The organism is Pseudoduganella sp. UC29_71, from assembly GCF_042693265.1.
Lineage (GTDB): Bacteria > Pseudomonadota > Gammaproteobacteria > Burkholderiales > Burkholderiaceae_D > Rugamonas.
The window spans coordinates 1,837,745-1,862,211 of sequence record NZ_CP170549.1 but is presented as its reverse complement, the minus strand read 5'-3'; the positions used below and the strand labels follow the sequence as shown (position 1 = coordinate 1,862,211).

Here is a 24,467-nt window from a genome sequence, read left to right as displayed (position 1 = left end):
TTAGAATGGATTAAGAATGAGTTAACATAAGCAGACGAGAGGACTTACTTGGTACAACGCCTTCTGTCCCCCGGCGAGATCGAATCGCTGGACCACAACAGCATGCCGCGCCTGGTGTTGCCGCAGCCGGGCGTACTCTTCCCCGCCCGCGCCGCCCGCCTGCGCCAACTCGCGGACGGAGGCGTGCCCGGCATTCCCGCTCCCGATTCCCTGCACGGCTATCTGCACCTGATGGCTGCCGTCGCCGACGCGCAAGCGGCCGTCGCCACCGCGCGGCCCGGCTCCGGCCCCGCAATGCCGCCGCTGCCGTCCACCGACGCCATCGAAACTGCGCTGGCCCACAATATGCCGCCGCTGCCGGTATCCGGTCCGCGCCCTGCCGGATGGCGCGCCATCTACCTCGCCCTGCTGGACCAGCTGGACGCGGCAAGCGCCGGCCAGCCGCAACTGGCCGCCGTGCTGGCCAGCCTGCGCATCCTGCCCGAAGCCGAGCTGGAAGGCTGCGCGGATGCCGTGCTGGCCGAAATCGGCGAAGGCATCAACCCCTTGCACGCGCCCTTCGTCGCCGCCGCCCTGCAGGTGCTGTGGACCGCGCACGCCAGCCAGCTCGACGCCAACCGCGTCCAGCCGCCCGTTACCGGCACCCTGTGTCCCGTGTGCGGCTCGCACCCGGTGGCCAGCGTCATCCGCATCGGCGGCCAGGCGCAAGGCTACCGCTACCTGCACTGCGCCATCTGCGCCAGCGAATGGCACATGGTGCGCGTCAAGTGCAGCTGCTGCGAGAAGAATGCCCGCATTGCCTACCAGGGCCTCACGCCGTCCGGCGCCGGCGCGGACGGCAGCAGCAGCGGCAGCAGCAGCAGCAGCAGCAGCAGCAGCGACGCGCCCGCCCCCGCCAACAAGGCCCAGGACCCGTCCCGCGTGGCCCGCGCCGAAACCTGCGAGGACTGCCACAGCTACCGCAAGATCTTCAACCAGGAGCACGACTTCCTGGTCGAACCGCTGGCAGACGACCTGGCCAGCCTGGCGCTGGACCTGCTGGTGACGGAAGCCGGCTACACGCGCGGCAGCGTCAACCCCTTGCTGTGGTTCGGCTCCGAATGAGCGCCCCCGCCACCGGCAAGGCCGCCGCCCGCATGGTCCGCCTGCCTGCGGTGCACCGCGTCCTGGGCGACGCCGCCTGCCAGCCGCTGCTCGCCCGATACGGCCGCGAGCAAACGACCGCCGCCCTGCGCGCCCTGCTCGCCGAATTGCGCGCCTGCTCGCTGGGTGCATCCGATGCGGGCACCGGTGCAGGCGCTGTAGGCGCGGCAGCCGATGCCGCCGTTGCCGATGCTGCCGCCCCCGATGCCGATGCCGATGCCGCTTCCGCTGCCGATGCCGCCGCTAGTGCCACTGCCTCCGTCATCGCGCAACTGGCCGGCCGCCTGGAGCGCAGCAACCGCCCCGCCCTGCTGCCTGTTTTCAACCTTAGCGGCACCGTGCTGCATACCAATCTCGGCCGCGCCCTGCTGCCCGACAGCGCCGTGCAAGCCGTGGCCGAAGCACTGCGCTGGCCCGTCAATCTCGAATGGGACCTCGACACCGGCAAGCGCGGCGACCGCGACAACCTCGTGGAGGAACTGCTGCGCGAACTCACCGGCGCGGAAGCCGCCACGGTGGTCAACAACAACGCAGCCGCCGTGCTGCTGATGCTGAACACCTTCGCCACGGGCCGCGAAGTGATCGTCTCGCGCGGCGAGCTGGTGGAAATCGGCGGCGCCTTCCGCATTCCGGACATCATGGCCCGCGCGGGCGCGACGCTGCGCGAAGTGGGCAGCACCAACCGCACCCACCTGGCCGACTACGGCGACGCCATCGCCGCCGACACAGCCTTGCTGATGAAGGTCCACTGCAGCAATTACGCCATCACCGGCTACACCAAGGCCGTCGGCCTGCCCGAGCTGGTGCCGCTGGCGCGCAGCCACAAGGTTCCCGTGGCAGTGGACCTCGGCAGCGGCACGCTGGTGGACCTGGAACAGTACGGCCTGCCGCACGAGACCACGGTGCGTGAAACCATCGCGGCCGGCGCCGACCTGGTGACCTTCAGCGGCGACAAGCTGCTCGGCGGTCCGCAATGCGGCATCATCGCCGGCCGCGCCGACCTGGTCGCCGCCATCAAGCGCAACCCGCTCAAGCGCGCCCTGCGCGTCGGCAAACTCACGCTGGCCGCGCTGGAGCCCGTGCTGGCCTTGTACCGCGCACCCGACCTGCTGCCCGAGCGCCTGACCACCCTGCGCCTGCTTACGCGCCCCCCCGCCGCCATGCGCGCGTTGGCGCAGGTGCTCGAGCCGCAGCTCCAGCGCGCGCTGGGCGAGGCCTACACCGTGACCTCCGAACCGATGCTGAGCCAGATCGGCAGCGGCGCCCTGCCGGTGAACCAGTTGCCCAGCCACGGCCTGGCGGTGCGCCCGGTGCGCGCCAGCCGCGCGTCCGCCAAGGCTGGCGGCGATCCGCTCGGCACGCTGGAAAGGCGCCTGCGCGCGCTGCCGCGCCCCGTCGTCGGCCGCATCGCCGACGACATGCTATGGCTGGACCTGCGCTGCCTGGAAGACGAGCAGCTCGATCTTTTCGTCCATCAGTTACCGCTGCTATCGCCATGATCGTCGGCACCGCAGGCCATATCGACCATGGCAAGACCGCCCTCACGCGCGCGCTCACGGGCGTGGACACGGACCGCCTGAAGGAAGAGAAGGAACGCGGCATCTCGATCGAGCTGGGCTACGCCTACGTGCCGCTGGAAGAGGATGGTCACGGCGACATCCTCGGCATCATCGACGTGCCCGGCCACGAAAAATTCATCCGCACCATGGCCGCAGGCATCACCGGCATCGACTTCGCGCTGCTGGTCATCGCGGCCGACGACGGCATCATGCCGCAGACGCTGGAGCACCTCGCCATCCTGCGCCTGCTCGGCGTGCGGCATGGCGCGGTGGCGCTGAACAAGGCCGACCGCGTGACGCCGGAGCGCTTGCAGGAACTGCAGGCCGACATCGCCCGCCTGCTGCAAGACACCGCCCTTGCCGGCAGCCCGGTGTTCCCCACCGCCGCCACCGTGCCGGGCGACGCGGGCGTGGCGGCGCTGCGGCTCCATCTCACCGCCGCCTCCCGCGCGCTGCCGGCGCGCGACGAACAGCGCCTGTTCCGCCTGGGCGTGGACCGTGTGTTCACCCTGACCGGCCAGGGCACGGTCGTCACAGGCACGGCCCTTGCGGGCAGCGTGGCGGTAGGCGACACGCTGGTGCTGGCGCCGGGCGGGCAGCAAGTGCGCGTGCGCAGCATCCACGCGCAGAACCGCGCCGCCGGCGCAGGCCGCGCGGGCCAGCGCCTGGCGCTCAACCTGGCCGGCGCCGGGCGCGAAGACATTGCGCGCGGCAGCTGGGTGGTCGCGCCGGCGCTGGCCGCCTGTTCCACCCGTATCGACGCCGAGCTGACGCTGCTGCAGGACAGCGGCGCCGTGCTGCAAGCCTGGTCGCCGGTGCACGTCCACTTGGGCGCAGCGCACCACACCGCCAACGTGGTGCCGCTGGACAGGGAGAGCGTGCGCCCCGGCGAGAGCGCGCGCGTGCAGCTGGTGTTTGAACAGGAGCTGCACGCCGTTCCCGGCGACCGCTTCGTGGTCCGCAACGCCCAGGCCACGCACACCATAGGCGGCGGCGCCGTACTCGATCCCTTCGGCGCCGCCCGCAAGCGCCGCAGCGCCGCGCGCCTGGGCTGGCTGGCCGCGCTGGCCGCCTTCTCGGGCGTCGCGCGGGACGGCGAGCGCAACACGGGTGATGCCGCCGGCGACGCCGCCGTCGGCCGCAGCGCCGGCGCCGGCGGGGGCGACATCGCTACGCTGCTGGCCTGCAGCCCGAACGGCCTGGCCATGAGCGCGCTGGTGCGCCTGTCGCAGCTGCCGCCGGCGCGCGTCACGCTGCCGCCCGGCGTGCAGCGCATCCCGCTACACGGCGGCGACGAACTGCTGGTGACCGACTCCGCGCTGGCCGGGCTGCAGCAGCATGCCCTGGCCGCCCTGGCCGAATTCCACGCCGGTTCGCCGGACGAAACCGGTCCCGATCCGTGGCGCCTGAAGCGCATCGCCAGTCCGGACAGTGAAGACGCGCTGTGGAGCCACGCCATGGCGGCCCTGCTGGCGCAAGGCGCCGTCCTCCGCCACGGCAACGCGCTGCACCTGCCCGGCCACAGCGTGGAGCTGGGCGCCGCCGACCAGGCGCTGGCGGACCGATTGCTGCCCGAGCTGCTGGCCGGCCGCTACGATCCGCCCTGGGTGCGCAGCCTGGCCGCCACGCTGGAGGTGCCGGAAGACGAGGTGCGCCGCCTGCTGCGCAAGCTGGCGCGCGCCGGCGCCGTCAGCCAGGTGGTGCCCGACCTGTTCTACCACCCCGAGCCGCTGGCCGAGCTGGCCCGCATCGTCGCGGAACTGCAGGACGCGCAGGCGGCCACCTTCCGCGACGCGGCCGGCCTGGGACGCAAGCGCGCCGTGCAGCTGTTGGAATTTTTCGACCGCGTCGGCTATACTCGCCGCGTGCGCAACACGCATCTGGTACGCCCAAGGAAGGCATTCCCGTCCGGTGACGGGGCCGGGCTTCAAACCCGGTGAGGGGCGTCAGCCGCTCCTCTGTAAGTTCGACTCTTTCTGCCTTCCGCCATCGCCTCCAGCAGCGCCGCAGCCGGCATCGGCCTGCCCAGCAGATAGCCCTGCGCATAGGTGCAGCCCGCGCGCTGCAGCCATTCAAGCTGCTCGCGGTTCTCCACGCCCTCCGCCACCACGGTCAGGTTGAAGTCCTGCGCCAGCGAGATCACCGCGCTGACGATGGTGCTGCCCTCGCCCGGCAGCGACTGCAGGAAGCTGCGGTCGATCTTGAGCTGGTTGATGGGGAAGGACTGCAGATAGGCCAGCGACGAATAGCCGGTGCCGAAATCGTCGATCGACAGGCGCACGCCGAGCGCGCGCGCGTCGCGCATGAACTGCACGGCCGACTCCACGTCCTCCATCAGCACGCTCTCGGTCAGTTCCAGTTCCAGCAGCGCCGCCGGCAGGCCGCTGTCGCGCAACGCGCCCACCACCTCGTCCAGGAAGCCGCGCTCGCGCAGCTGGCGCGCCGACACGTTGACCGCCACGCTGACCGGCTGCCCGCCCGGCCATTGCCACGCCACCGCGTCGGCGCAGGCGCGCTCGAGCACCCAGCGTCCCAGCGCCACGATCAAGCCGCTGTCCTCGGCCACCGGGATGAACTCGGCCGGCGAAATGAAGCCATGCTCGGCGTGGTGCCAGCGCAGCAGCGCCTCGGCGCCCACCATGCGCTCGGTGGCGCAGTCGAACTGCGGCTGGTAGTGCAGCTGCAGCTCGCCGCTCTCCAGCGCACGGCGCAGGTCGCGTTCCAGCTGCGTGCGGCGCTGGGTCTGCAGCGTCATCGCGGGCACGAACTCGGCCAGCCGGTTGCGGCCAGTATGCTTGGCGTGGTACAGCGCCGTGTCGGCCCGGCTCACCAGTTCGCCCATGTTGCCGGCGTCGTCCGGGAACAGGCACAGGCCCACGCTGGCCGTGGCGAACAGCTCGCTGCCGCCGACCTGGAACGGCAGCCGCAGCGCCGCCGTCACCTTGTCGGCCAGCGCGCGCGCCGTGGCGCGGTCCGCCACCGCCGGCACCACGATGGCAAACTCGTCGCCGCCGATGCGGCCCACGGTGCCGCTGCCTTCCATCACCGCGCGCAGCACGCCGGCCACCTGGCGCAGCAGGTCGTCGCCCGCGCTGTGCCCGGCCGTATCGTTCACCACCTTGAAGTTGTCCAGGTCGATCAGCAGCAGCGCCAGGCGGCCGCCGTCCGCGCTGCGCTCCGCGATCGCTTCCTCCAGCAGGCCGTAGCTGGCGCGCCGGTTCGGCAGCGCCGTCACCTGGTCGGTATGGGCCAGGTAATCGAGTTCGCGCTCGGCCGCCACCACGCGCGCGCGCGTGCGCCGCGCCAGCAGCTGCGCCAGCAGCAGCGCCCCGAAGGAAGCCAGCACCAGCAGGCCGAGATAGTGCGCCATCGCCTCGCGGATGCCGCCGGTGCCGTGCACCAGCACCACCTTGCCCAGCGGCGCGCCGCGATACTGGACCGGCGCCGACTCCTGCGCGCTGTGCAGCCAGTCCAGGGCGCCGCGCCCGGTGACGGGAGGCAGCCCGTTCACGCTGTAATGCGCGAACAGCAGGCCGTTCTGGTCGTACACCGCCACCCAGCGGAAATACGGCGCCGAGCGCAGCGCGCGCAGCGTATCGGCGGCCGCATCGCGGTCGCGGAACATCAGCGGCGCGGCCAGATTGTCGGCCACGATGGCGGCCTGCACCCGCGTCTCGCTGTTCAGCGCCTGGTACAGCGACAGCATCTGGTACACCAGCAGCACCACGCCCGCGATCGCCAGCGCCGCCACGGCGGCCATCAGCTGGCCCGCGCCCAGCATGCTGGTCAGGGTCAGGCGGTCGGCTTTCCTGCGGCGGCGGTTTACCATACATTCCTCGCCATGCGCAGCAGGCGCGAACTGAACTTCAGGCCGAGGCGCGCGGCCTCGCGCGTGTCCACGTCGAAGCGCACATGGCGGTCCTCGTCCACCAGCGCGACGGCGCCCGCATACTTCCCGGGGCTCACGCCGTCGGCCACGAACAGCGTGCCGCTGCCGTCGGCGGGACGGGCCTGGCCCAGCTCCGCCGTGAAGACCGTGATGTCGCAACTGCGCGGGACCGTGCCGGCGCCGGCGTCGTACATGGTCCAGTTGCGGCCGTTTACCAGCTTGCCCTCGAGCTGGCGCAGGCTGTCCCACAGCGGCAGCGAGGGCCGCGCGCAGACCGCGAAAGGCCGGTCCACGGCCGCACCGGGCGGCGCCGGCGGCCAGTTGGTAAACATGGCGATGTTGTAGATATAGGCCGCCTTCAGCGCGCTGTTCTGCACTTCCTGCACGTCGGCGCGGCACTGCGGCGCCAGCGCCAACAAAGCGCACAGCAGGGCGGAGCGGCAAGCGGCGCGCATGGTCAGAACCCGTACGCCAGTTTGGCCGCCACCGTGCGGCTCTGGCGCGCCAGCGCTTCCTGCACGAACACCGGGCCGGCCGGGTCGGCATAACGCGCGTTGAATGCGTTGTACAGCGCCAGCGACAGCTCGGTGTGCGGCAGCCAGCGCGTGCTGGTGGCCAGCAGGTTGCTGACGCAATGGCCGCCTACCCTGCTGTTCTGCGTCAGGCGCGCCGAGCCGCATTGCAGTTCGGCGCCCAGGCGCGCCTTCAGCGCGGGGACCGGCAAGGCCAGGTTGAGCTTGGCCAGGCGCCGCGGGGAATTGACCAGCTGATCCTTGTTGCCGTCATCCGCATGCTGCATGGTGAAGCTGGCCCGCAGCCGCAGGCCGTGCGCGAACTGGCGCTCGTACGCCAGTTCGGCGCCGCTGGCCACCGCGCGGTCGATATTGGCGAACATCAGCAGGCCGCTGTCCGGCTGCGCTTCCTGCGAGATCAGGCCGCGCATGCGGTAATTGAACAGCGACAGGCGCGCCAGGCCGCTGGCGTCCAGGCGGCGCTCGAAGATCAGTTCGCGCGTGCTGATATGCTCGGCCGACAACGCCGGATTGGCCTGCTGCCCGCCATCGCCGGGAGAGGTGTAATACAGTTCATAGGCGTTCGGCGCGCGGTAGGCGGTGCCGTAAATGAGCTTGACGGTATCGTCCTGCGTGGCGCGGTACATCAATGCCAGGCGCGGGTTGACCTGGCCGCCGGCGTGGCTGTCCCTGTCGTAGCGCAGGCCGGCGTTGAGCAGCAGGCCGGGCATCACGCGCCATTCATCCTGCACGAACACGCCGCTGCGCCCGTCGCTGCGCTGGTCGTCCAGCAGTTGCTGGTAGGGTTCGCGGTAGTAGCTGAACTGGTCGCGCCGCGCGTTGCGCTGCAAGTCCACGCCGGCCACGATGGTGTGGCCTGCCACGCCGCTCAGCGTGAGCTGCGCGCTGGCGCCGTACCAGGCCGCATGGTCGCCGTCCACGTTCACTTGCGCCTGGCCGGATTCGCCGGGATAGAAGCCTATGCCCTGGTAGTCGGCGCGGCCCCAGTGGGCCAGCGCGGACAGGTCCACGCCGCTGGCCAGCGGCAGCGCCAGGGCCGCTTTGGCGAAGGCCTGCGTGTCGCGCGTCTGGTTGGGCATGTCGAACAGCGCGCCGAAGGAGCCGGTCGGTACGCCCTTGGTGCGCGCCACGTAGCCGGCCGACACCGTCCATGGGCCGCGCGCGGCCTTGCCGAACAAGCGGTGCGCGCGGTCGAAGTCCAGGCCACGGGCCACGCCGCCGTGCTCGGCCGCATACTCGGGGAAGTACAGGTCCTGGCCGTCGCGCCGGCTGCTGCTGGCCGCCAGCAGCCAGTCGGTGCCGTCCTGCCCGTGCCAGCCGTAGCTGGCGCGCGCGCCGCGCTCGCCGTAGCTGCCGGCCGAGACGGCCGCCTGCGGGCCGGCCATGGCGCTGCCCGATTTGGTGATCACATTGATCACGCCGAACAGCGCGTTGGAGCCGTACACCGCCGAGCCGGGGCCGGGCACGTATTCGATGCGCTGCACCAGGTCCATGTCCAGCAAGCCCTCGCTGCCGATGCTGGCCTGGTCGTACACGCTGTCGTTGGTGCGCACGCCGTCCACCAGCAGCAGGAAGCGGCTGTCGTAGTCGCCCGGGCGCAGGAAGCCGCGCGCGCCGACATAGGAATAATTGCGGTCGTTGTTGACGTACAGGCCAGGCAGCGAGGCCAGCGCGTCGGCCAGCGTGCGCCAGCCGAAGTCGCGGATGTCCTGCGCGGTGAGCACCACCACGGCGGACGGCGCGTCGGCGACCGATTGCGAAAAGCGCGAGGCGGACGTGACTTGCAATGCCACCAATTGCTCAAGCGGCAAAGCTGCCAATTCTTTACTGCCGCTGTCGAGCGACACCTGGCCGGCCCACGCGGGGAGCGTGCCGGCGGCCAGCACGAGGGCGCAGCGCCACGAGTGGCGGAACGCATGGGAAAGCGGCGGTATCATTAATTGTTTTAGTAGGTTGAAGCAGGCAAGGCAGCCGCAAGTCGATACAGATAGTACCGCTTACCGCCCCCCCAGGCCAAGCCGTTGTTGCTTTACGGCACACTCTTGTACTGGACAGACCACGGCAGGCCGGCGCCCAGGCAGAAACAGAACGCCATCAGCGCGTGCGCGCCCGCAACCGGCAGGACTGCCCGCAGCACGCCGCGCGTGTGGCCGCCCATGCTGAAGATGGCGCCGCCCAGCAGCGCCACCCCGAGCAGCGAAATGGCCAGCGAAGCAAGCAGCACCCAGGCGATGCTGCCCCGCCCGGCGCGCGCCAGGCGCAATATCACCGGCACGCCCACCAGCGCGATGCCCGCGGTGCTGAAGATCGTGACGGGGGCGAGTGCAAACAGGAACTCCTGCAGCATCGCCGTCCAGTATTTATCCGGCGGCACATGCCAGACCTGGGCCGCCTCCTGCGGCGTGACGTAGGCGTCCGCCGCGGCGCACGCCACGCAGGCAGCCACCGCGCCCAGGTAGCCGCCGAACAGGCGGACGGGCCGCATCGGCATGGCGTCCCTGTGGCGGTCGCAGGCGCAGAATGAACAGCCCAGCAGCAGCGCCAGCCACACCAGCAAGGTTAGCGGGTAGGTCAGCATGCCGAACAAGAAATCGATTCCCAAACCACGCTCCCGTGCAGACGCCATTTTTCATGGCGCCAGTGTAGCCGGTTTCGGGCGCGGAAAAATGCTGTTGTTGTTAGCCGGCCACTGTACTCCTGCGCCGGGGCGCCGACTGTACTCTACGCCGCTGCGCCGGCGCGCTATGCTGGCTCCCATGAATACGCGCCCTCCCGAACTTCTCGACACCCGTGGCCGGCCACTGAAGGACTTGCGCCTGTCGGTCATCGACCAGTGCAATTTCCGCTGCCCCTATTGCATGCCCAAGGAAAGCTACGGGCCGGAGTTCCCTTTCATGACGTCTTCCGAGCGGCTTTCATTTGACCAGCTGGCCCGCATGGCGCGCACCTTTGTGCAGCTGGGCGTGGAGAAGCTGCGCATCACCGGCGGCGAGCCGTTGCTGCGCAAGGATTTGCCGCGCCTGATAGAAACGCTGGCCGCGATGCGCACGCTGGATGGCAAACCGCTGGACATCGCCCTGACCACCAACGGCTCGCTGCTGGCGGCGCGCGCGCAGTCGCTGAAGGACGCCGGCCTGCGCCGCATCACGGTGAGCCTGGACAGCCTGGACGACGCACTGGCCGGCCGCATGAACGGCGTCGGCTTTCCAGTGGCGCGGGTGCTGGAAGGCATCGCGGCGGCGCAGCGCGTCGGGCTGGCGCCGGTGAAGGTGAACACGGTGATCGAGCGCGGCGTGAACGACAGCCAGATCCTGCCGCTGGTGCACCACTTCCGCGACAGCGGCGTGCAGCTGCGCTTTATCGAATACATGGATGTGGGCGGCGCCAGCCGCTGGAACGCGGGCCAGGTGCTGAGCGCGGACGCCATGCGCGCCATCGTGCAGCAGCACTATGCGCTGGTGCGGGACGGCGCCGCGCGCGGACACGACACGGCCGAGGTGTGGCATCACGCCGACGGCTCCGGTTCGCTGGGCTTCATCGCCAGCATGTCGCATCCCTTCTGCGGCGACTGCGTGCGCGCGCGCGTGGCGGCGGACGGCAAGCTGTATCTGTGCCTGTTCTCGCAGCAAGGCGCGGATTTGCGGCCGTGGCTGGGCGAAGGCCAGGAAGCGCAACTGGCCGAGCGCATCGGCGCGCTGTGGCGGGCGCGCACCGACCGCTATTCCGAACTGCGCGGCCCGTCGGGCGGCCGCACACATGCGCACAAGGTAGTGCGCATGTCGCTGGTGGGCGGCTGAGCGCCGCGCGCGGCCCCTACGCCAGCGGCCCTACGCCAGCTGCGCCACCAGTTTTCCCAGCATGCGCAGCGCATCTTCGATCTCCTTCGACCACGGATAGCTGTAGTTCAGGCGGATATAGTTCGGATAGCTGCCGCGCGCAGAAAACATATGCCCCGGTCCCACCGTGATCTTGCGCTCCAGCGCCAGCGCATACAGCTTCATCGCATCGACCGCCGGCGACAACTCCACCCACAGCACATAGCCGCCCTGCGGCTCGGACACGCGCGTGCCCTCCGGGAAGAAGCGCAGCACGGCGGCCGCCATCATGCGCGCGCGCTGCTCGTAGCCCTTGCGCACCTTGCGCAGGTGGCGGTCGTAGCCGTCGCGCTGCAGATAGTCGGCGATGGCCATCTGCGGCAGCGTGGGCGTGGTGAGCGTGTTGAGGAACTTGAGCTTTTCCACCTGCGCCGTGTAGCGGCCCGGCAGCGCCCAGCCGATGCGGTAATTCGCCGTCAGGCTCTTGGAGAACGACGAGCAGTGCAGCACCAGCCCCTTCCGGTCGTAGGACTTGAGCGCGGTGGGATGGCTGTCGCCGTAATACAGCTCGTTGTAGACATCGTTCTCGATGGCCGGGATATCGTGCGCCGCCAGCAGCTCCACCAGCTCGCGCTTGCGCGCGTCCGGCATCTGGAAGCCAAGCGGGTTCTGGAAGTTCGGCATCACCATCACGGCCGCCACGCGCTGCTGCGCCAGCGCCGCGCGCAGCGCTTCGATGCTGATACCCTGGCGCGGATCGGTCGGTATCTCCAGCGCGCGCATGCCCATGCGCTCGATCGCGTGCAGCATGGCGTAGAACGTGGGCGATTCGACGGCCACCGTGTCGCCCGGCCTGGCGACAGCCTGCAGGCACAGGTTGATGGCCTCGGTGGCGCCCACGGTGACGACGATTTCGGACGGATCGACCGCCAGGCCGTTCTCCAGGTGGCGGCGCGCGATCTGGCGCATCAGCTGCGGGTTCCCCGGCGGCAGGTCGTCCATCACGCTCCAGTGCTGCGCGCGGCGCGCGATGGCGTTGGCGTACTGGTTGATGCGCGGCCAGGGGAAAGGCGCGGGGTCCGGGTACGGCGAGCCTAGCGGCACGGCGCCTTCCTTGCGGATGGTGCGCAGCGTGGACAGCACCAGCCGGCTCACGTCCACTTCCGACGACAGCACCAGCGGCTGGCTGGCCGCCAGCGCCGCCGGGCGCAGCATGCCGGCTTGCCTGGCGCGCACGAAGTAGCCCGATTGCGGACGGCTTTCGATGATGCCCTTGCTCTCCAATAGCGAGTAGGCGCGCAGCACGGTGCTGATGCTCAGGCTGCGGTGCTGGCTGGCCTGGCGCACCGACGGCAGCTTTTCCCCTTCCAGCAGCACGCCGCGCGTGACCTGGCCTTCGATATCGGCAGCGAGTGTTTCGTAAAGATTCATGCTGCGCAGTATAACGCAGGGCCGTGCAGCGCAAGCGGCGCAAACGCTGCAAATGGTGTTGCGCCAGGCTGCGCCCGCGCTGTACTCTCCGGCCGCGTGCCGTTCTGTACGCCCTGCGCGCAGCGGCCTGCGGCGACACTGGAGGCTCCCAAGAAGAGGGACAATCCAAGGAGTATCGCAGCATGAGCAATCAAGACAACGCGGGCCGCGTGGCCCCCTATCCCAACCCGGCCGGCGGCTGGGGCGCGCTGAAGTACGTGGCGCTGAACCTGTACCGCGAGCGCGTCGCGGCCAGCAATCTGGGCACCCTGCTCGCGCAGAACCAGCCGGACGGTTTCGACTGCCCCGGCTGCGCCTGGCCGGACCGCAACCACGCTTCGACCTTCGAGTTCTGCGAGAACGGCGTGAAGGCCGTGGCGGCCGAAGCCACCAGCAAGCGCGTCTGGCCCGAGTTCTTCGCACAGCACACGGTGACGGAACTGCTGCGGCAGTCCGACTACGAGCTGGAGCAGCACGGCCGCCTGACCCACCCCATGGTGTACCACGCCGGCAGCGACAAATACCTGCCGATCTCGTGGCAGCATGCCTTCTCGCTGGTTTCAACCCACCTGAACGCGCTGGAAGATCCCGACCAGGCCGCGTTCTACACTTCCGGCCGAGCCAGCAACGAGGCGGCCTTCCTGTACCAGCTGTTCGCGCGCATGGTCGGCACCAACAACTTCCCGGACTGCTCGAACATGTGCCACGAGGCCACCAGCCGCGGCCTGCCGCAGACGGTAGGCATCGGCAAGGGCACGGTGACGCTGGACGACTTCGAGCTGGCCGACGCCATCCTGATCTTCGGCCAGAACCCGGCCACCAACCACCCGCGCATGATGGGCGAGCTGCACGCCTGCGCCAAGCGCGGCGCGGCCATCGTCTCGATCAACCCGCTCAAGGAGCGCGGCCTGGAGCGCTTCCAGGACCCGCAAAGCCCGGCCGAGATGCTGTTCAACTCCAGCACCCGCATCAGCTCCATGTTCGTGCAGCCGCGCCTGAGCGGCGACTTCGCGCTGATCAAGGCGGTGGCCAAGCGCGTGGTGGAGCTGGACGACGAGGCCGCAGCCGGCGGCCAGCCGCGCATCCTGGACACCGACTTCATCGCCGCCCACACCGTGGGCTTCCACGAGTTCGCGCGCGATTTGCGCGACGAAAGCTGGCATCTGCTGCTGGAGGAATCCGGCGTGGGGCGCGAGCAGGTCGAGCGCCTGACCCGCGTCTACGTCGGCAGCGAGCGCGTGATCGCCTGCTGGGGCATGGGCCTGACGCAGCACCGCAACTCGGTGGCGACGATACAGATGCTGTCCAACCTGATGATGATGCGCGGGCAGATAGGCCGTCCCGGCGCCGGCCTGTGCCCGGTGCGCGGCCACTCCAATGTGCAGGGCGACCGCACCGTGGGCATTGAGGAGCAGCCCACGCCGGCATTCCTGGACCGGCTGAAGCACGTGTTCGGCTTCGAGCCGCCGCGCCACCACGGCTACGACGTGGTGTCCACCATACAGGCCATGCTGGACGGCCGCGTCAAGGTGTTCATCGGCCTGGGCGGCAACTTCGCCATGGCCACGCCGGACACGCCGCGAACCTGGCAAGGCCTGCGCCAGTGCGAGCTGACCGTGCACGTGGCCACCAAGCTCAATCGCAGCCACCTGGTGCACGGACGCGACGCGCTGATCCTGCCCACGCTGGGACGCACCGAGATCGACCTGCAGAACGGCGTGGCGCAGGGGGTGACGGTGGAGGACTCGATGAGCATGGTGCACATCTCCTACGGCATCAACCAGCCCGCCTCGGCCGAGCTGCTGTCCGAGATCGCCATCGTGGCCGGCATGGCGCACGCCACGCTGGGCAGCGCGCAGGTGGACTGGCTGGCGCGCGCCGCCAACTACGCGCTGATCCGCGACGACATCGAAAAAGTGTTCGACGACTTTTACGACTACAACGAGCGCGTGGCCAAGCCGGGCGGCTTCCACCTGAAGGTGGCCTCGCGCGAGCGCGAATGGGCCACGCCGGGCGCGAAAGCGCACTTCCTGGTGAACGCCATCGACCGCGACACGCCGCTGCACCGCGCCCGCGCGCAGCACGGCGAGCGCCTGCTGACCATGATGACCACGCGTTCGCACGACCAGTACAACACCACCATCTACGGCCTGGACGACCGCTACCGCGGCGTGTTCGGCCTGCGCCGCGTGGTCTTCATTAACCAGGAGGACTTGCGCATGCTGGGCTTCAAGGCCGGCGACATGGTCGACATCACCAGCGTGTGGGACGACGGCGTGCAGCGCCGCGCGGACGGCTTCCGGCTGGTGGAATACGACATCCCGCGCGGCTGCGTGGGCGCCTACTACCCGGAGACCAATCCGCTGGTGCCGCTGGCCAGCGTGGCCATCGGCGCCGGCACGCCCACGTCCAAGTCCATGCCGGTGCTGCTGCACCCGGCCCAGGGAGAACGTCATGCATGAGGCAACGCTGCTGCTGTCGCGCGCCCAGTTCGCGCTGACCGCCATTTTCCACATCCTGTGGCCCATCCTGACGATCAGCCTGTCCGCCTTCATCCTGGTGATGGAAGCGCTGTGGCTCAAGCGCGGCGAAGTGATCTACTACTACCACGTGCGCTACTGGAGCAAGCTGCTGGTGCTGAACTTCGCCGTCGGCGTGGTCAGCGGCCTGCCGATGGAATTCCAGTTCGGCACCAACTGGGCGCCCTTCTCGCGCTTCACCGGCGCCTTCATCGGCAACATCCTCGGCTTCGAAGGCGCCATGGCCTTCATGCTGGAGGCGGGCTTCATCGGCGTGATGCTGTGGGGCTGGGGCCGCGTGCCACGCGGCATGCACCTGTTCGCCACCGCGATGGTGGCGCTGGGCTCGACCATCTCCTCGTTCTGGATCATGGTGGCCAACTCGTGGATGCAAAGCCCGGCCGGCATCACGGTGGTGGACGGACGGGCCGTGGTGACGGACTACGTGGCCGCCATCTTCAACCCCGGCATGGCGCACGGCGTGTCGCACATGTGGCTGGCGGCGATGGAGACCGGCTTGTGCGTGGTGGCCGGCATCTCGGCCTGGCATATGTACAAGCGGCGCAACGCGGCCTTCTTCGTGCGCTCCTTCCGGCTGGCGCTGGGCATGCTGGCGGTGGTGGCGCCGCTGCAAATCCTGGTGGGCGACGCCGCCGGCGCCGGCCTGTTCGAGCGCCAGCCGGCCAAGGGCGCGGCCATCGAGGGCCACTGGCAGACCAACGGCGCCGGCAGCGGCGCGGCCTGGTCGCTGCTGGCCTGGCCGAACAAGGACGCGCAGCGCAACGACTGGTCGGTTGAAGTGCCGAACGCCCTGAGCATGCTGGCCACCCACAGCGTGGACGGCAAGGTGACCGGCCTGCGCGACATTCCCGTGGCCGACCAGCCGCCCGCCATCCCCATGCTGTACTACGCCTTCCGTGTGATGGCGGGCATCGGCATGCTGCTGGGCGGACTGGCGCTGTGGACCGCCTGGACGCTGCGCCGCACGCGCGGCCAGCTGGCGGCCCTGCTGGCCAGGCGCAAGCTGCTGCTGGCCTGGACGCTGTGCATACCCCTGCCCTATATCGCCGTCGAATGCGGCTGGATCGTGCGCGAAGTGGGCCGCCAGCCATGGGCCGTGTACGGGCTGCTGCGCACCAGCGACGCCGCGTCGTCGGTGTCGCCCGGCGCGGTGTGGTCCAGCATGGCCATGTTCATCGGCTTCTACATCGTGCTGCTGGTGTCGTTCTTCACCTATGCCCGCAAATGGCTGCGCGCCGGGCCGGACCTGTCGGCGCACCTGCCTGCAAAATAAGGAGCTGTCATGCATCACATACTTACCAACGCCTGGTTCTGCCTCATGGGGCTGATGCTGGTGTTCTACGTTGTTACCGACGGATTCGACCTCGGCGTCGGCATCCTCAGCCTGTTCACGCCGCACGAGCAGGACCGCGACCAGATTTACGCCTCCATCGGCCACGTGTGGGACGCGAACGAAACCTGGCTGGTGGTGCTGGGCGGCGCCATGTTCGGCGCCTTCCCGCTGGCCTACGCCGCGCTGATGGAGCAGCTGTACGTGCCGGTGATGGCGCTGACCGCGTCGCTGATCTGCCGCGGCGCGGCCATCGAGTTCCGCCACGCGGCGGCGCGCAAGCGGGGCTGGGACATCGTGTTCGGGCTGGGCAGCCTGGGCGCGGCCGCCACGCAGGGCGTGGTGCTCGGCAAAGTCATCACCGGCCTGGCGCCGGGCGCGCTGGCGGCAAGCTTCACGGCCCTGTGCGCGGCGGGCGTGATCGCCGGCTACGCGCTGCTGGGCGCCACCTACCTTGTCAAGAAGGCGCACGGGGCGCTGGTAGCGGCGGCGCGTCGCCAGGCCGCGTACGCGCTGGCCGCCACCATGGCGTCGGCGCTGGCGCTCACGGCGGGCACCATGCTGTTCAGCGAGATCGGCCACGGCCGCTGGATGCAGCCCGGCGTGCTGGGCGTGCTGATACCGCTGGCCGCGCTGGCCGCGTTCAGCGGCGGCTACGTGCTGTACGCACTGCACATCCGCTCCAGCCACGGGCCGTTCCGGGGCGCCATCGCGCTGTTCCTGGCGTCCTTCACCGGGCTGGCGGTCAGCCTGTTCCCCTACCTGGTGCCGGGCAAGCTGACCATCGCCGACGCGGCCTCCGACAGCGCCACCATGGCCTTCATGCTGTGCGGGATCGCGCTGATCTTCCCGGTGATGATCGGCTACAACCTGTACCAGTACTATGTGTTCAGGGGCCGCGTAGAATTGCAGCACTAGACAACGGGACGGGCGGATGGGTATGCGGGTACGGGATTATGGCGAGCAGGACTTCGGGGCGGTGGCGGCCGTGTATGCGGACGCCAAGCTGGATGAGCTGAAGTTCGAAGCGCAGCCGTTTGCGTTGACGCCGCTGGGCGATGATCCGGTTATCCTGGCCGCTTTCAGGGAGTCCCGCGTGCTGGTGTGCGAGGACGGCGGCATCGTCGGCTTTGCCGCCAGCGTGCCGGGGCAGCTGCGCGCGCTGTTCGTGCATTCGGACGCGCGCGGGCGCGGCGTGGGAAGCGCGCTGCTGGCTGCAGTACTCGCAGACGATAGCGGGCCGCTGGTGCTGAACGTGGCCCGGTCCAATGCGCCGGCCATGGCGTTTTACCGCCGGCATGGCTTCCGCAGCATAGGCGAATCCGTGCGCGAGTATGGCGGCGTGGCTGTCGTCTACTGCCAGCTTAGCAATAGTCGGTAGTGCGGCGCTGGCGCTGGCGGCGGTCGGCATACGGTAGCACGGGACGGACTTTGCTGGCGGTGCGCCACAGTGCGGCGTGCGTCCAGCATTCGTTAACGCTGCGCCGTATCCAGATGTCGCGCCACGCGTTGCGTACAGTGCCCGTCACCATCAGGCACCAGTCGCGCGGCGTGACGATTTCGCCTGCGTACATGATCTTGTCGTTTTCGACCTTGGCGTAGTAATCGATGCCGAGGTAGCGCATCCGCAATTCCGTACCGTGCGGCAGGAACAGTTCTTTCCATTGATAGCCTCGGCTGGCGGGATTGCCGCGCCGCTCGGCGAGCCAGCTTTTTACTGCCAGCGCAATCACTTCTTCCGGCTTACGCGTGTCGCCGCTCTGCTGCAGCACGAAAGACAGGTCCAGGTAGAGGGGGCCTAGTACCCTCCAGCCGAATGCCTCGTTTTCCATATTTTTGCCTCGTTTTGTCTCGTCCAATCGCTAGTTAGACAGGCGCTAGCCCTTGAAGTTCGGTTCGAGGGAAGAAAAAACGAGACATTTCGAGGCAATGCGTGCAAAAACGAGGCGTCGAACGCCTCGTTTCTACGCGCATTGCCTCGTTTTGCCTCGTTTGAATCGCCGATTTGGGGTCCGCGCGGGGCATGGCGGCACTTCGGCCGCAAAAAAACGAGGCAAAACGAGGCAAAAATGGGAAGAACGAGGCAATGCCCCGCAGCAGCACCCGCCCGCCCCGATACCGCAACACCCTGATTCGCTCCGTCCCGGCGCGGTTTCGTCGCAAGCCGGTGGCTGCGGCGCGCGCCGACCGGCATAGTGCAGCCATCGCCACTCAGCGCTTAACACTTACCACGAGGAGCAACATCATGATCCAGCACATCCTGACCCAAACCCCAGTCTACGTCTGGGCCATCCTGGGCTTCCTGGTGTACCGCGGCGTGGCCGCCAGCCAGGCGCGCGTGGTCAGCTACCGCAGCGTATTCATCGTTCCCGCCATCATGCTGGCCCTGGGTGTGGACAGCATCGCGCGCGGCTTCGGCCTTGAAACGCCGGCCGGCGCGGCGTGGGCCGTGGGCCTGCTGGCCGGTGCGGCGCTGGCATGGCAGCTGGCCGCCCGCGCCTCGGTCGACCGCGCCGCCGGCATGGTGCGCCAGCCCGGCAGCTGGCTGCCGCTGGCGCTGATGATGGCCACCTTCTGCTGCAAATACGCCACCGGCGTCGCGCTGGCGATCCAGCCCGCGTTGCGCAGCAACCTGCACTTCGCCGTGCCGATGTGCCTGGCCGTCGGCCTGCTGAACGGCGCCTTCGCCGGCCGCCTGCTGCGCACCGTCGCCACCTGGCACAGCGTGCCAGCCGCCGTGCCGGCGGCCTGAACCGGATACCTCAGGCGGCCTGCTTGCCCAGCTGCGGCAACGACGCCATCAGGTCCGAGAAGCGCTGCCCCTGTATCATCACGTGCTCGCGCAGCAGTTCGGCGGCTTTCTCGCCGTCGCCGCCGATGATGGCTTGCACCACGCCGTCATGCTCGGCGTAGGAATTCGACAGCCGGTTGCGCACCCGCAGCTGCAAGCGGCGGTACGGCCGCAGGCGCCGGTACAGGCTGCGCGCCTGCTCGATCAGGAACTGGTTATGGCTGCCCGCGTAGATGGCTTCGTGGAAGGCCTCATTCTTGTAGTAATACGCGTCCGGCTCGTGCGCATCGAGCGCCTCCTTGCATGCCTGGTGCGCCGCCTGCAGCGCCTGCTGCTCCTCCAGCGTCATGCGGCGCGCGGCCAGCCGCCCGCAGGTCGCTTCCAGCTCCGACATCACTTCGAACATCTCCACCAGCTGCTGCGGCCCCAGTTCGGCCACGATGGCGCCGCGCCGGGGCCGGATCACCACCACGCCCATGGACGCCAGCTGGTTCAGCGCCTCGCGGATCGGCGTGCGCGACACCTCGAAGCGCGCGGCCAGCTCCGTTTCGTCCAGGTGCTGGCCCGGCATCAGAGAACCCATGGCTATCATTTCCTCGATGGCTTCGCGCAGTTCAGTCGATCGGTTCTTCATGGCAATAGAAAATCTTGTATGTAGGTCTTCATTATAGAAGCGATTTTTGACTTGACAACGTATGCAGTCAATATATTCTTGTATACACAAAAACATAGATTGCATATTTCAACCACCTTGGAGGACGTATGACTGGAATGACCCGCAGGACCGCACTAGGCACGTTGGGCAAATTGGGCACGCTGGCCACCGCCGCGAGCAGCCCCTTCTGGACCTCCAGCGCCTGGGCGCAAGCCACCACCCTGAAGATTTCCCACCAGTTCCCCGGCGGCAGCGTCACCGAAGGCGACTTTCGCGACCGCCTGACCCGCATGTTCGCCGCCGAGGTGGAAAAGCGCTCCAAGGGCGCGCTCAAATTCGCCATCTACCCCGGCTCCTCGCTGATGAAGACCAACGCCCAGTTCTCCGCCATGCGCAAGGGCGCGCTGGACCTGTCGCTGGTGCCGCTGTCCTACGCCGGCGGCGAAGTCCCGGAAGTCAACATCGGCCTGATGCCCGGCCTGGTCACCTCCTACCAGCAGGGCTACGGCTGGAAGAACGCCGAAGTGGGCAAGGAACTGTCGCGCATCCTGTACGACAAGGGCATCGTGGTGGTCAGCTGGATCTGGCAGGCCGGCGGCGTGGCCTCGCGCACCAAGCCGGTGGTGGAACCGGAAGACGCCAAGGGGATGAAGATACGCGGCGGCTCGCGCGAAATGGACTTGATCCTCAAAGCGGCCGGCGCCGCCGTGGTGTCGCTGCCGTCCAACGAAATCTACGCCGCCATGCAGACCGGCGCCATGGACGCGGCCCTGACCTCCTCCACCTCGCTGATCTCCTTCCGCCTGGAGGAAGTGTCGAAAGCGCTGACCACCGGGCGCGGCACCGCCTACTGGTTCATGTTCGAGCCGCTGATGATGTCGCGCGCCGTGTTCGACAAGCTGCCGAAGGACCAGCAAGCCACCATCCTCGCGGTGGGCGCGGACATGGAAGCGTTCGCGCTGAAAGCCGCGCAGGAGGATGACAACCAGGTCGCCGCCGTGTACCAGAAGGCCGGCGCCAAGGTGGTGGACCTGAACGCGGCCACCGTGAAACGCTGGCAGGCCATCGCCCGCACCACGGCTTGGAAGGACTACGGCGAAAAGAATGAAAACTGCGCCAAACTGCTGCAGCTTGCCGAGAAAACGCTATGAGCCACGGTTTTGAACTGAAGGCGCCGGCCGGCCCCGCAGTGCCGGACAACGCCGCCCTGGCCGGCGCCTCCGGCCTGCTGAACAAATTGAACAAGGCGCTGCTGGCCTTGTCCATGTGCGCGCTGGTGGTCACGGCGCTCATCCTCACCTACTCGGTGGTGTCGCGCTACTTCTTCGGCGCGCCGACCGACTGGCAGGACGAAGCCTCGGTGTTCATGCTGGTGGGCGCGACCTTCTTCTGCGCCGCCTACGTGCAGTCCTACCGCGGCCACATCGGCATCGAAGCGCTGGCCGAACTGCTGCCCCCGCGCGTGAACGCGGTGCGCCTGTTCTTCGTCGACCTGCTGTCCATGCTGTTCTGCGCCTTCTTCGCCTGGAAGTCCTGGACCCTGTGGCACGAAGCCTACGTGGACGGCCAGACCACCACCTCCACCTTCGCCCCGCCGCTGTGGATACCCTACGGCATGATGGCCTTCGGCATGACCTTGCTGGCGCTGCAGCTGCTGCTGCAAACGGCCGCCCGCATCAGCGACAAGCCGGCCAGATCCGCCACCCCCGCCGCCACGGAGAAAGCAGCATGAGCGAACTCACCCTGGGCGCCCTGTACGGCGCCGTCACCCTGGTGGTCATGTTCTCGGGCATGCCCATCGCCTTCGCGCTGGGCGTGGTGGCCACCGGCTTCATGTACTTCTTCATGCCCGCCTCCTCGCTCGACACCGTCACCCAGAACGTGTACGAGGAAATGGCCTCCATCACGCTGCTGTCCATCCCCCTGTTCATCATGAAGGGCGCGGCCATCGGCAAGTCCCCGGCCGGCCGCGACCTGTACGCGGCCATCCACGCCTGGCTGCACAAGGTGCCCGGCGGCCTGGGCATCGCCAACGTGTTCGCCTGCGCGCTGTTCGCCGCCATGGCCGGCTCCTCGCCCGCCACCTGCTCGGCCATCGGCTCGGCCGGCATCCCCGAAATGCGCAAGCGCGGCTACTCGCCCGGCTTCGCGGCCGGCATCATCGCCGCCGGCGGCACGCTGGGCATCCTGCTGCCGCCGTCCATCACCATGATCCTGTACGCGGTGGCCGCCGAGCAGTCGCTGGGCCGCCTGTTCCTGGCCGGCATAGGCCCGGGCGTGCTGCTGGTGCTGCTGTTCGCCGGCTACGCCGTGCACCGCGCCCGCAAGGAATACAAGATGGCGCTGGAGATCTACCAGCGAGGCGGCGAAAAATCGGCCAGCCTGCACGACGAGCACTTCACGCTGGCCGACAAGGTGGAAATGCTGCCGCGCGTGCTGCCCTTTCTGGTGCTGCTGATCGGCGTGATGGTGGCGCTGTACGGCGGCTTCGCCACGCCGTCCGAAACGGCCGGCCTGGGCGCGCTGCTGGCCATGGTGCTGATCGCCATCGTGTACCGCGTGTGGAAGCCCAGGGACCTGGCCCCCATCCTCACCTCCACCATCAAGGAATCGACCATGCTGCTGATGATCATCGGCATGTCGCTGTTCTACTCCTACGTGATGAGCTACCTGCACATCAGCCAGTCCGCCGCCAGCTGGGTGGTCGGCATGCACCTGTCCAAGTGGCTGCTGCTGGCGGTGATCCTGCTGATGGTGGTGGTGCTGGGCTTCTTCCTGCCGCCGGTGTCCATCATCCTGATGACCGCCCCCATCATCCTGCCGCCGCTGAAGGCGGCCGGCTTCGACCTGATCTGGTTCGGCATCGTCATGACGGTGGTGATGGAAATGGGCCTGATCCACCCGCCGGTGGGCCTGAACATCTTCGTCATCAAGAACATCGCGCCCGACATCCCGCTCAAGGACGTGATCTGGGGCGTGGTGCCCTTCGTGGTGCTGATGTTCGTCGCCGTGATCCTGCTGTGCATCTTCCCCGGCATCGCCACCGGCCTGCCCGACATGATGATGGGAGCCAAATAATGAACGCGCCACGCGCCTGGAACACCCTGCAGCACAACCGCGCGCAGCGCCTGCAACGGGCCGGCGCCGCCCTCGGCGCGGCGCTGGTCGGCAAGAGCCTGCCCGCCGCCCGCATCGCCGACCTGCTGCACGCCGTGCTCGAATGCGGCGACCGGGTCTGCATCGAGGGCAACAACCAGAAGCAGGCCGACTTCCTGGCCCAGGCGCTGGCCCGGCTGGACCCGGCGCGCGTGCACGGCCTGCACATGCTGCAGTCGGTGCTGACGCTGCCCGAACACCTGGACGTGTTCGAGCGCGGCGTGGCCTCGCAGCTGGACTTCTCCTTCTCCGGCCAGCAGTCCGGCCGCGTGGCCAAGCTGCTCTCGGCCGGCAAGCTCAACATCGGCGCCATCCACACCTACCTGGAGCTGTTCAGCCGCTACTTCATCGACCTGCCGCCGCGCGTGTCCATGGTGGCGGCCGAGGCGGCCGACCGGCACGGCAACCTGTACACCGGCCCGAACACCGAAGACACGCCCACCATCGTCGAGGCCACCGCCTTCAAGAACGGCATCGTCATCGTGCAGGTCAACCGCATCATGGACACGCTGCCGCGCGTCGACATCCCCGGCGACTGGGTCGACTTCGTGGTGCAGTCGCCCCGTCCCTACTACATCGAGCCGCTGTTTACGCGCGACCCGGCCCTGATCTCCGAGATCCAGGTGCTGATGGCCATGATGGCCATCAAGGGCATCTACGCCGAATACGGCGTGCAGCGCCTGAACCACGGCATCGGCTTCGACACCGCCGCCATCGAGCTGCTGCTGCCCACCTACGCCGCATCGCTCGGCCTGAAGGGCAAGATAGGCCGCCACTGGGCGCTCAACCCGCACCCCGCGCTGATCCCCGCCATCGAGGCCGGCTTCGTCCAGTCCATCCACTCCTTCGGCTCCGAACTGGGCATGGAAGCATACATCCGCGCGCGGCCCGACGTGTTCGCGGTCGGCGCCGACGGCTCCATGCGCAGCAACCGCGCGCTGTGCCAGGCCGCGGGGCATTATGCTTGCGATATGTTCATCGGTTCCACATTGCAGATCGACCTGCAGGGCAACTCGTCCACCGCCACGCTGGGCCGCATCGCCGGCTTCGGCGGCGCCTCCAACATGGGCGCCGACGCGCGCGGGCGCCGCCACGCCAGCCCCGCATGGTTGAAAGCCGGCCAGCAGGCGCGCGCCGGCCGCAACGTCATCCCGCGCGGCCAGAAACTGGTGGTGCAGATGGTGGAAACCTTCCGCGAACACATGCACCCGGCCTTCGTCGAGCGGCTGGACGCGTGGGAACTGGCCGAGCAGGCCGACATGGCCATCCCGCCGGTGATGATCTACGGCGACGACGTGACCCACATCCTCACCGAGGAAGGCATCGCCAACCTGCTGCTGTGCCGCAGCGACGAGGAACGCGAACAAGCCATCCGCGGCGTGGCCGGCTACACCCCGGTGGGCCTGGGCCGCGACCGCCGCATGGTGGAAAACCTGCGCGACCGCGGCGTGATCCAGCGCCCCGAAGACATCGGCGTCGACAAGCGGCTCGCCACGCGCGACCTGCTCGCCGCGCGCAACATGAAAGACCTGGTGCGCGCATCGGGCGGCCTGTACGACCCGCCGCAGCGCTTCCGCAACTGGTAA

19 protein-coding genes, 1 tRNA gene and 1 pseudogene are annotated in these 24,467 nt (G+C 68.6%); 14 read left to right on the top strand and 7 right to left on the bottom strand.

Going from position 1 to position 24,467, the window contains the following annotated elements; translation table 11 throughout:
* Positions 1 to 48 precede the first annotated feature (48 nt).
* From ACFJI2_RS08195 to ACFJI2_RS08180, 4 genes are all read left to right on the top strand, one after another.
* Positions 49 to 1,104 carry a formate dehydrogenase accessory protein FdhE gene (locus tag ACFJI2_RS08195; protein WP_377704553.1) on the top strand — a complete coding sequence of 352 codons (1,056 nt, stop codon included), beginning with the start codon at positions 49 to 51 and terminating at the stop codon, positions 1,102 to 1,104.
* Positions 1,101 to 2,642: an L-seryl-tRNA(Sec) selenium transferase gene (gene selA, locus ACFJI2_RS08190; RefSeq protein ID WP_377704552.1), complete on the top strand. Its 1,542-nt coding sequence runs from the start codon at positions 1,101 to 1,103 to the stop codon at positions 2,640 to 2,642. The genes ACFJI2_RS08195 and selA overlap by 4 nt, the downstream gene beginning before the upstream one ends.
* Entirely contained in the window at positions 2,639 to 4,642 is a 2,004-nt protein-coding gene (gene selB, locus ACFJI2_RS08185; protein WP_377704551.1) for a selenocysteine-specific translation elongation factor, read from the top strand. The genes selA and selB overlap by 4 nt, the downstream gene beginning before the upstream one ends.
* A tRNA-Sec gene (locus tag ACFJI2_RS08180) sits at positions 4,596 to 4,691 on the top strand. The genes selB and ACFJI2_RS08180 overlap by 47 nt, the downstream gene beginning before the upstream one ends.
* Positions 4,692 to 4,779: 88 nt before the next feature.
* On the opposite strand, the pseudogene ACFJI2_RS08175 reads toward ACFJI2_RS08180, so the two are convergent.
* From ACFJI2_RS08175 to ACFJI2_RS08160, 4 genes and pseudogenes are all read right to left on the bottom strand, one after another.
* Positions 4,780 to 6,408, bottom strand: a pseudogene (locus tag ACFJI2_RS08175) (putative bifunctional diguanylate cyclase/phosphodiesterase); the annotation flags it as partial.
* A gap of 116 nt (positions 6,409 to 6,524) precedes the next feature.
* Complete coding sequence (locus tag ACFJI2_RS08170) at positions 6,525 to 7,046, bottom strand: YfiR family protein (RefSeq protein WP_377704550.1); 522 nt, start codon at positions 7,044 to 7,046, stop codon at positions 6,525 to 6,527.
* Positions 7,047 to 7,048: 2 nt separating this feature from the next.
* Positions 7,049 to 9,061, bottom strand: a complete 2,013-nt coding sequence (locus ACFJI2_RS08165) for a TonB-dependent receptor plug domain-containing protein (protein ID WP_377704549.1) — start codon at positions 9,059 to 9,061, stop codon at positions 7,049 to 7,051.
* 92 nt (positions 9,062 to 9,153) lie between these two features.
* Complete coding sequence (locus ACFJI2_RS08160) at positions 9,154 to 9,726, bottom strand: hypothetical protein (RefSeq protein WP_377704548.1); 573 nt, start codon at positions 9,724 to 9,726, stop codon at positions 9,154 to 9,156.
* A 154-nt stretch (positions 9,727 to 9,880) separates the two neighbouring features.
* On the opposite strand from ACFJI2_RS08160, the gene moaA reads away from it, so the two are divergent.
* Complete coding sequence (moaA, locus tag ACFJI2_RS08155; RefSeq protein ID WP_377704547.1) at positions 9,881 to 10,921, top strand: GTP 3',8-cyclase MoaA; 1,041 nt, start codon at positions 9,881 to 9,883, stop codon at positions 10,919 to 10,921.
* Positions 10,922 to 10,951: 30 nt separating this feature from the next.
* Here the strand turns inward: moaA and ACFJI2_RS08150 are convergent, their stop codons facing one another.
* Positions 10,952 to 12,370, bottom strand: a complete 1,419-nt coding sequence (locus tag ACFJI2_RS08150; RefSeq protein ID WP_377704546.1) for a PLP-dependent aminotransferase family protein — start codon at positions 12,368 to 12,370, stop codon at positions 10,952 to 10,954.
* A gap of 182 nt (positions 12,371 to 12,552) precedes the next feature.
* On the opposite strand from ACFJI2_RS08150, the gene ACFJI2_RS08145 reads away from it, so the two are divergent.
* Genes ACFJI2_RS08145 through ACFJI2_RS08130 form a run of 4 tightly spaced genes read left to right on the top strand, consistent with a single transcriptional unit; the run spans position 12,553 to position 17,660 of the window.
* On the top strand, positions 12,553 to 14,871 hold the full coding sequence (locus ACFJI2_RS08145; protein WP_377704545.1) for an FdhF/YdeP family oxidoreductase: 2,319 nt from the start codon (positions 12,553 to 12,555) through the stop codon (positions 14,869 to 14,871).
* Positions 14,864 to 16,222, top strand: coding sequence for a cytochrome ubiquinol oxidase subunit I (locus tag ACFJI2_RS08140; RefSeq protein ID WP_377704544.1), 1,359 nt, complete (start codon positions 14,864 to 14,866; stop codon positions 16,220 to 16,222). Before ACFJI2_RS08145 ends, ACFJI2_RS08140 begins: the two co-directional genes overlap by 8 nt.
* Positions 16,223 to 16,231: 9 nt before the next feature.
* Complete coding sequence (locus ACFJI2_RS08135) at positions 16,232 to 17,197, top strand: cytochrome d ubiquinol oxidase subunit II (RefSeq protein WP_377704543.1); 966 nt, start codon at positions 16,232 to 16,234, stop codon at positions 17,195 to 17,197.
* A gap of 22 nt (positions 17,198 to 17,219) precedes the next feature.
* Positions 17,220 to 17,660: a GNAT family N-acetyltransferase gene (locus ACFJI2_RS08130; protein ID WP_377704542.1), complete on the top strand. Its 441-nt coding sequence runs from the start codon at positions 17,220 to 17,222 to the stop codon at positions 17,658 to 17,660.
* Here the strand turns inward: ACFJI2_RS08130 and ACFJI2_RS08125 are convergent.
* On the bottom strand, positions 17,644 to 18,111 hold the full coding sequence (locus ACFJI2_RS08125) for a hypothetical protein (protein ID WP_377704541.1): 468 nt from the start codon (positions 18,109 to 18,111) through the stop codon (positions 17,644 to 17,646). The genes ACFJI2_RS08130 and ACFJI2_RS08125 overlap by 17 nt on opposite strands.
* 191 nt (positions 18,112 to 18,302) lie before the next feature.
* Here ACFJI2_RS08125 and ACFJI2_RS08120 point away from each other — a divergent pair, with 191 nt between their 5' ends.
* Positions 18,303 to 19,031, top strand: coding sequence for a DUF6622 family protein (locus tag ACFJI2_RS08120; RefSeq protein WP_377704540.1), 729 nt, complete (start codon positions 18,303 to 18,305; stop codon positions 19,029 to 19,031).
* A gap of 10 nt (positions 19,032 to 19,041) precedes the next feature.
* Here ACFJI2_RS08120 and ACFJI2_RS08115 read toward each other — a convergent pair whose 3' ends face one another.
* The gene (locus ACFJI2_RS08115) at positions 19,042 to 19,704 is read right to left on the bottom strand and encodes a GntR family transcriptional regulator (protein ID WP_107871991.1); all 663 of its coding nucleotides are present in this window, start codon (positions 19,702 to 19,704) and stop codon (positions 19,042 to 19,044) included.
* A gap of 128 nt (positions 19,705 to 19,832) precedes the next feature.
* On the opposite strand from ACFJI2_RS08115, the gene dctP reads away from it, so the two are divergent.
* From dctP to mdcA, 4 genes are read left to right on the top strand one after another with little or no spacing between them, the layout of a single operon-like run.
* Entirely contained in the window at positions 19,833 to 20,876 is a 1,044-nt protein-coding gene (dctP, locus tag ACFJI2_RS08110) for a TRAP transporter substrate-binding protein DctP (protein ID WP_377704539.1), read from the top strand.
* Positions 20,873 to 21,457, top strand: a complete 585-nt coding sequence (locus ACFJI2_RS08105; protein ID WP_377704538.1) for a TRAP transporter small permease — start codon at positions 20,873 to 20,875, stop codon at positions 21,455 to 21,457. The genes dctP and ACFJI2_RS08105 overlap by 4 nt, the downstream gene beginning before the upstream one ends.
* Positions 21,454 to 22,803, top strand: coding sequence for a TRAP transporter large permease (locus ACFJI2_RS08100; RefSeq protein WP_107871985.1), 1,350 nt, complete (start codon positions 21,454 to 21,456; stop codon positions 22,801 to 22,803). The genes ACFJI2_RS08105 and ACFJI2_RS08100 overlap by 4 nt, the downstream gene beginning before the upstream one ends.
* A complete protein-coding gene (gene mdcA / locus ACFJI2_RS08095) occupies positions 22,803 to 24,467 on the top strand; it encodes a malonate decarboxylase subunit alpha (RefSeq protein WP_377704537.1) in 1,665 nt (554 codons plus the stop codon). The genes ACFJI2_RS08100 and mdcA overlap by 1 nt, the downstream gene beginning before the upstream one ends.

What these genes read in the sequence shown, in the direction of transcription:
- selA (WP_377704552.1), top strand. Translation starts at nt 1,101, where the DNA reads ATGAGCGCCCCCGCCACCGGCAAGGCCGCCGCCCGCATGGTCCGCCTG.
- selB (WP_377704551.1), top strand. Translation starts at nt 2,639, where the DNA reads ATGATCGTCGGCACCGCAGGCCATATCGACCATGGCAAGACCGCCCTC.
- ACFJI2_RS08170 (WP_377704550.1), bottom strand. Translation starts at nt 7,046, where the DNA reads ATGCGCGCCGCTTGCCGCTCCGCCCTGCTGTGCGCTTTGTTGGCGCTG.
- ACFJI2_RS08165 (WP_377704549.1), bottom strand. Translation starts at nt 9,061, where the DNA reads ATGATACCGCCGCTTTCCCATGCGTTCCGCCACTCGTGGCGCTGCGCC.
- moaA (WP_377704547.1), top strand. Translation starts at nt 9,881, where the DNA reads ATGAATACGCGCCCTCCCGAACTTCTCGACACCCGTGGCCGGCCACTG.
- ACFJI2_RS08150 (WP_377704546.1), bottom strand. Translation starts at nt 12,370, where the DNA reads ATGAATCTTTACGAAACACTCGCTGCCGATATCGAAGGCCAGGTCACG.
- ACFJI2_RS08145 (WP_377704545.1), top strand. Translation starts at nt 12,553, where the DNA reads ATGAGCAATCAAGACAACGCGGGCCGCGTGGCCCCCTATCCCAACCCG.
- ACFJI2_RS08140 (WP_377704544.1), top strand. Translation starts at nt 14,864, where the DNA reads ATGCATGAGGCAACGCTGCTGCTGTCGCGCGCCCAGTTCGCGCTGACC.
- ACFJI2_RS08135 (WP_377704543.1), top strand. Translation starts at nt 16,232, where the DNA reads ATGCATCACATACTTACCAACGCCTGGTTCTGCCTCATGGGGCTGATG.
- ACFJI2_RS08130 (WP_377704542.1), top strand. Translation starts at nt 17,220, where the DNA reads ATGCGGGTACGGGATTATGGCGAGCAGGACTTCGGGGCGGTGGCGGCC.
- ACFJI2_RS08125 (WP_377704541.1), bottom strand. Translation starts at nt 18,111, where the DNA reads ATGGAAAACGAGGCATTCGGCTGGAGGGTACTAGGCCCCCTCTACCTG.
- ACFJI2_RS08120 (WP_377704540.1), top strand. Translation starts at nt 18,303, where the DNA reads ATGGCGGCACTTCGGCCGCAAAAAAACGAGGCAAAACGAGGCAAAAAT.
- ACFJI2_RS08115 (WP_107871991.1), bottom strand. Translation starts at nt 19,704, where the DNA reads ATGAAGAACCGATCGACTGAACTGCGCGAAGCCATCGAGGAAATGATA.
- dctP (WP_377704539.1), top strand. Translation starts at nt 19,833, where the DNA reads ATGACTGGAATGACCCGCAGGACCGCACTAGGCACGTTGGGCAAATTG.
- ACFJI2_RS08105 (WP_377704538.1), top strand. Translation starts at nt 20,873, where the DNA reads ATGAGCCACGGTTTTGAACTGAAGGCGCCGGCCGGCCCCGCAGTGCCG.
- ACFJI2_RS08100 (WP_107871985.1), top strand. Translation starts at nt 21,454, where the DNA reads ATGAGCGAACTCACCCTGGGCGCCCTGTACGGCGCCGTCACCCTGGTG.
- mdcA (WP_377704537.1), top strand. Translation starts at nt 22,803, where the DNA reads ATGAACGCGCCACGCGCCTGGAACACCCTGCAGCACAACCGCGCGCAG.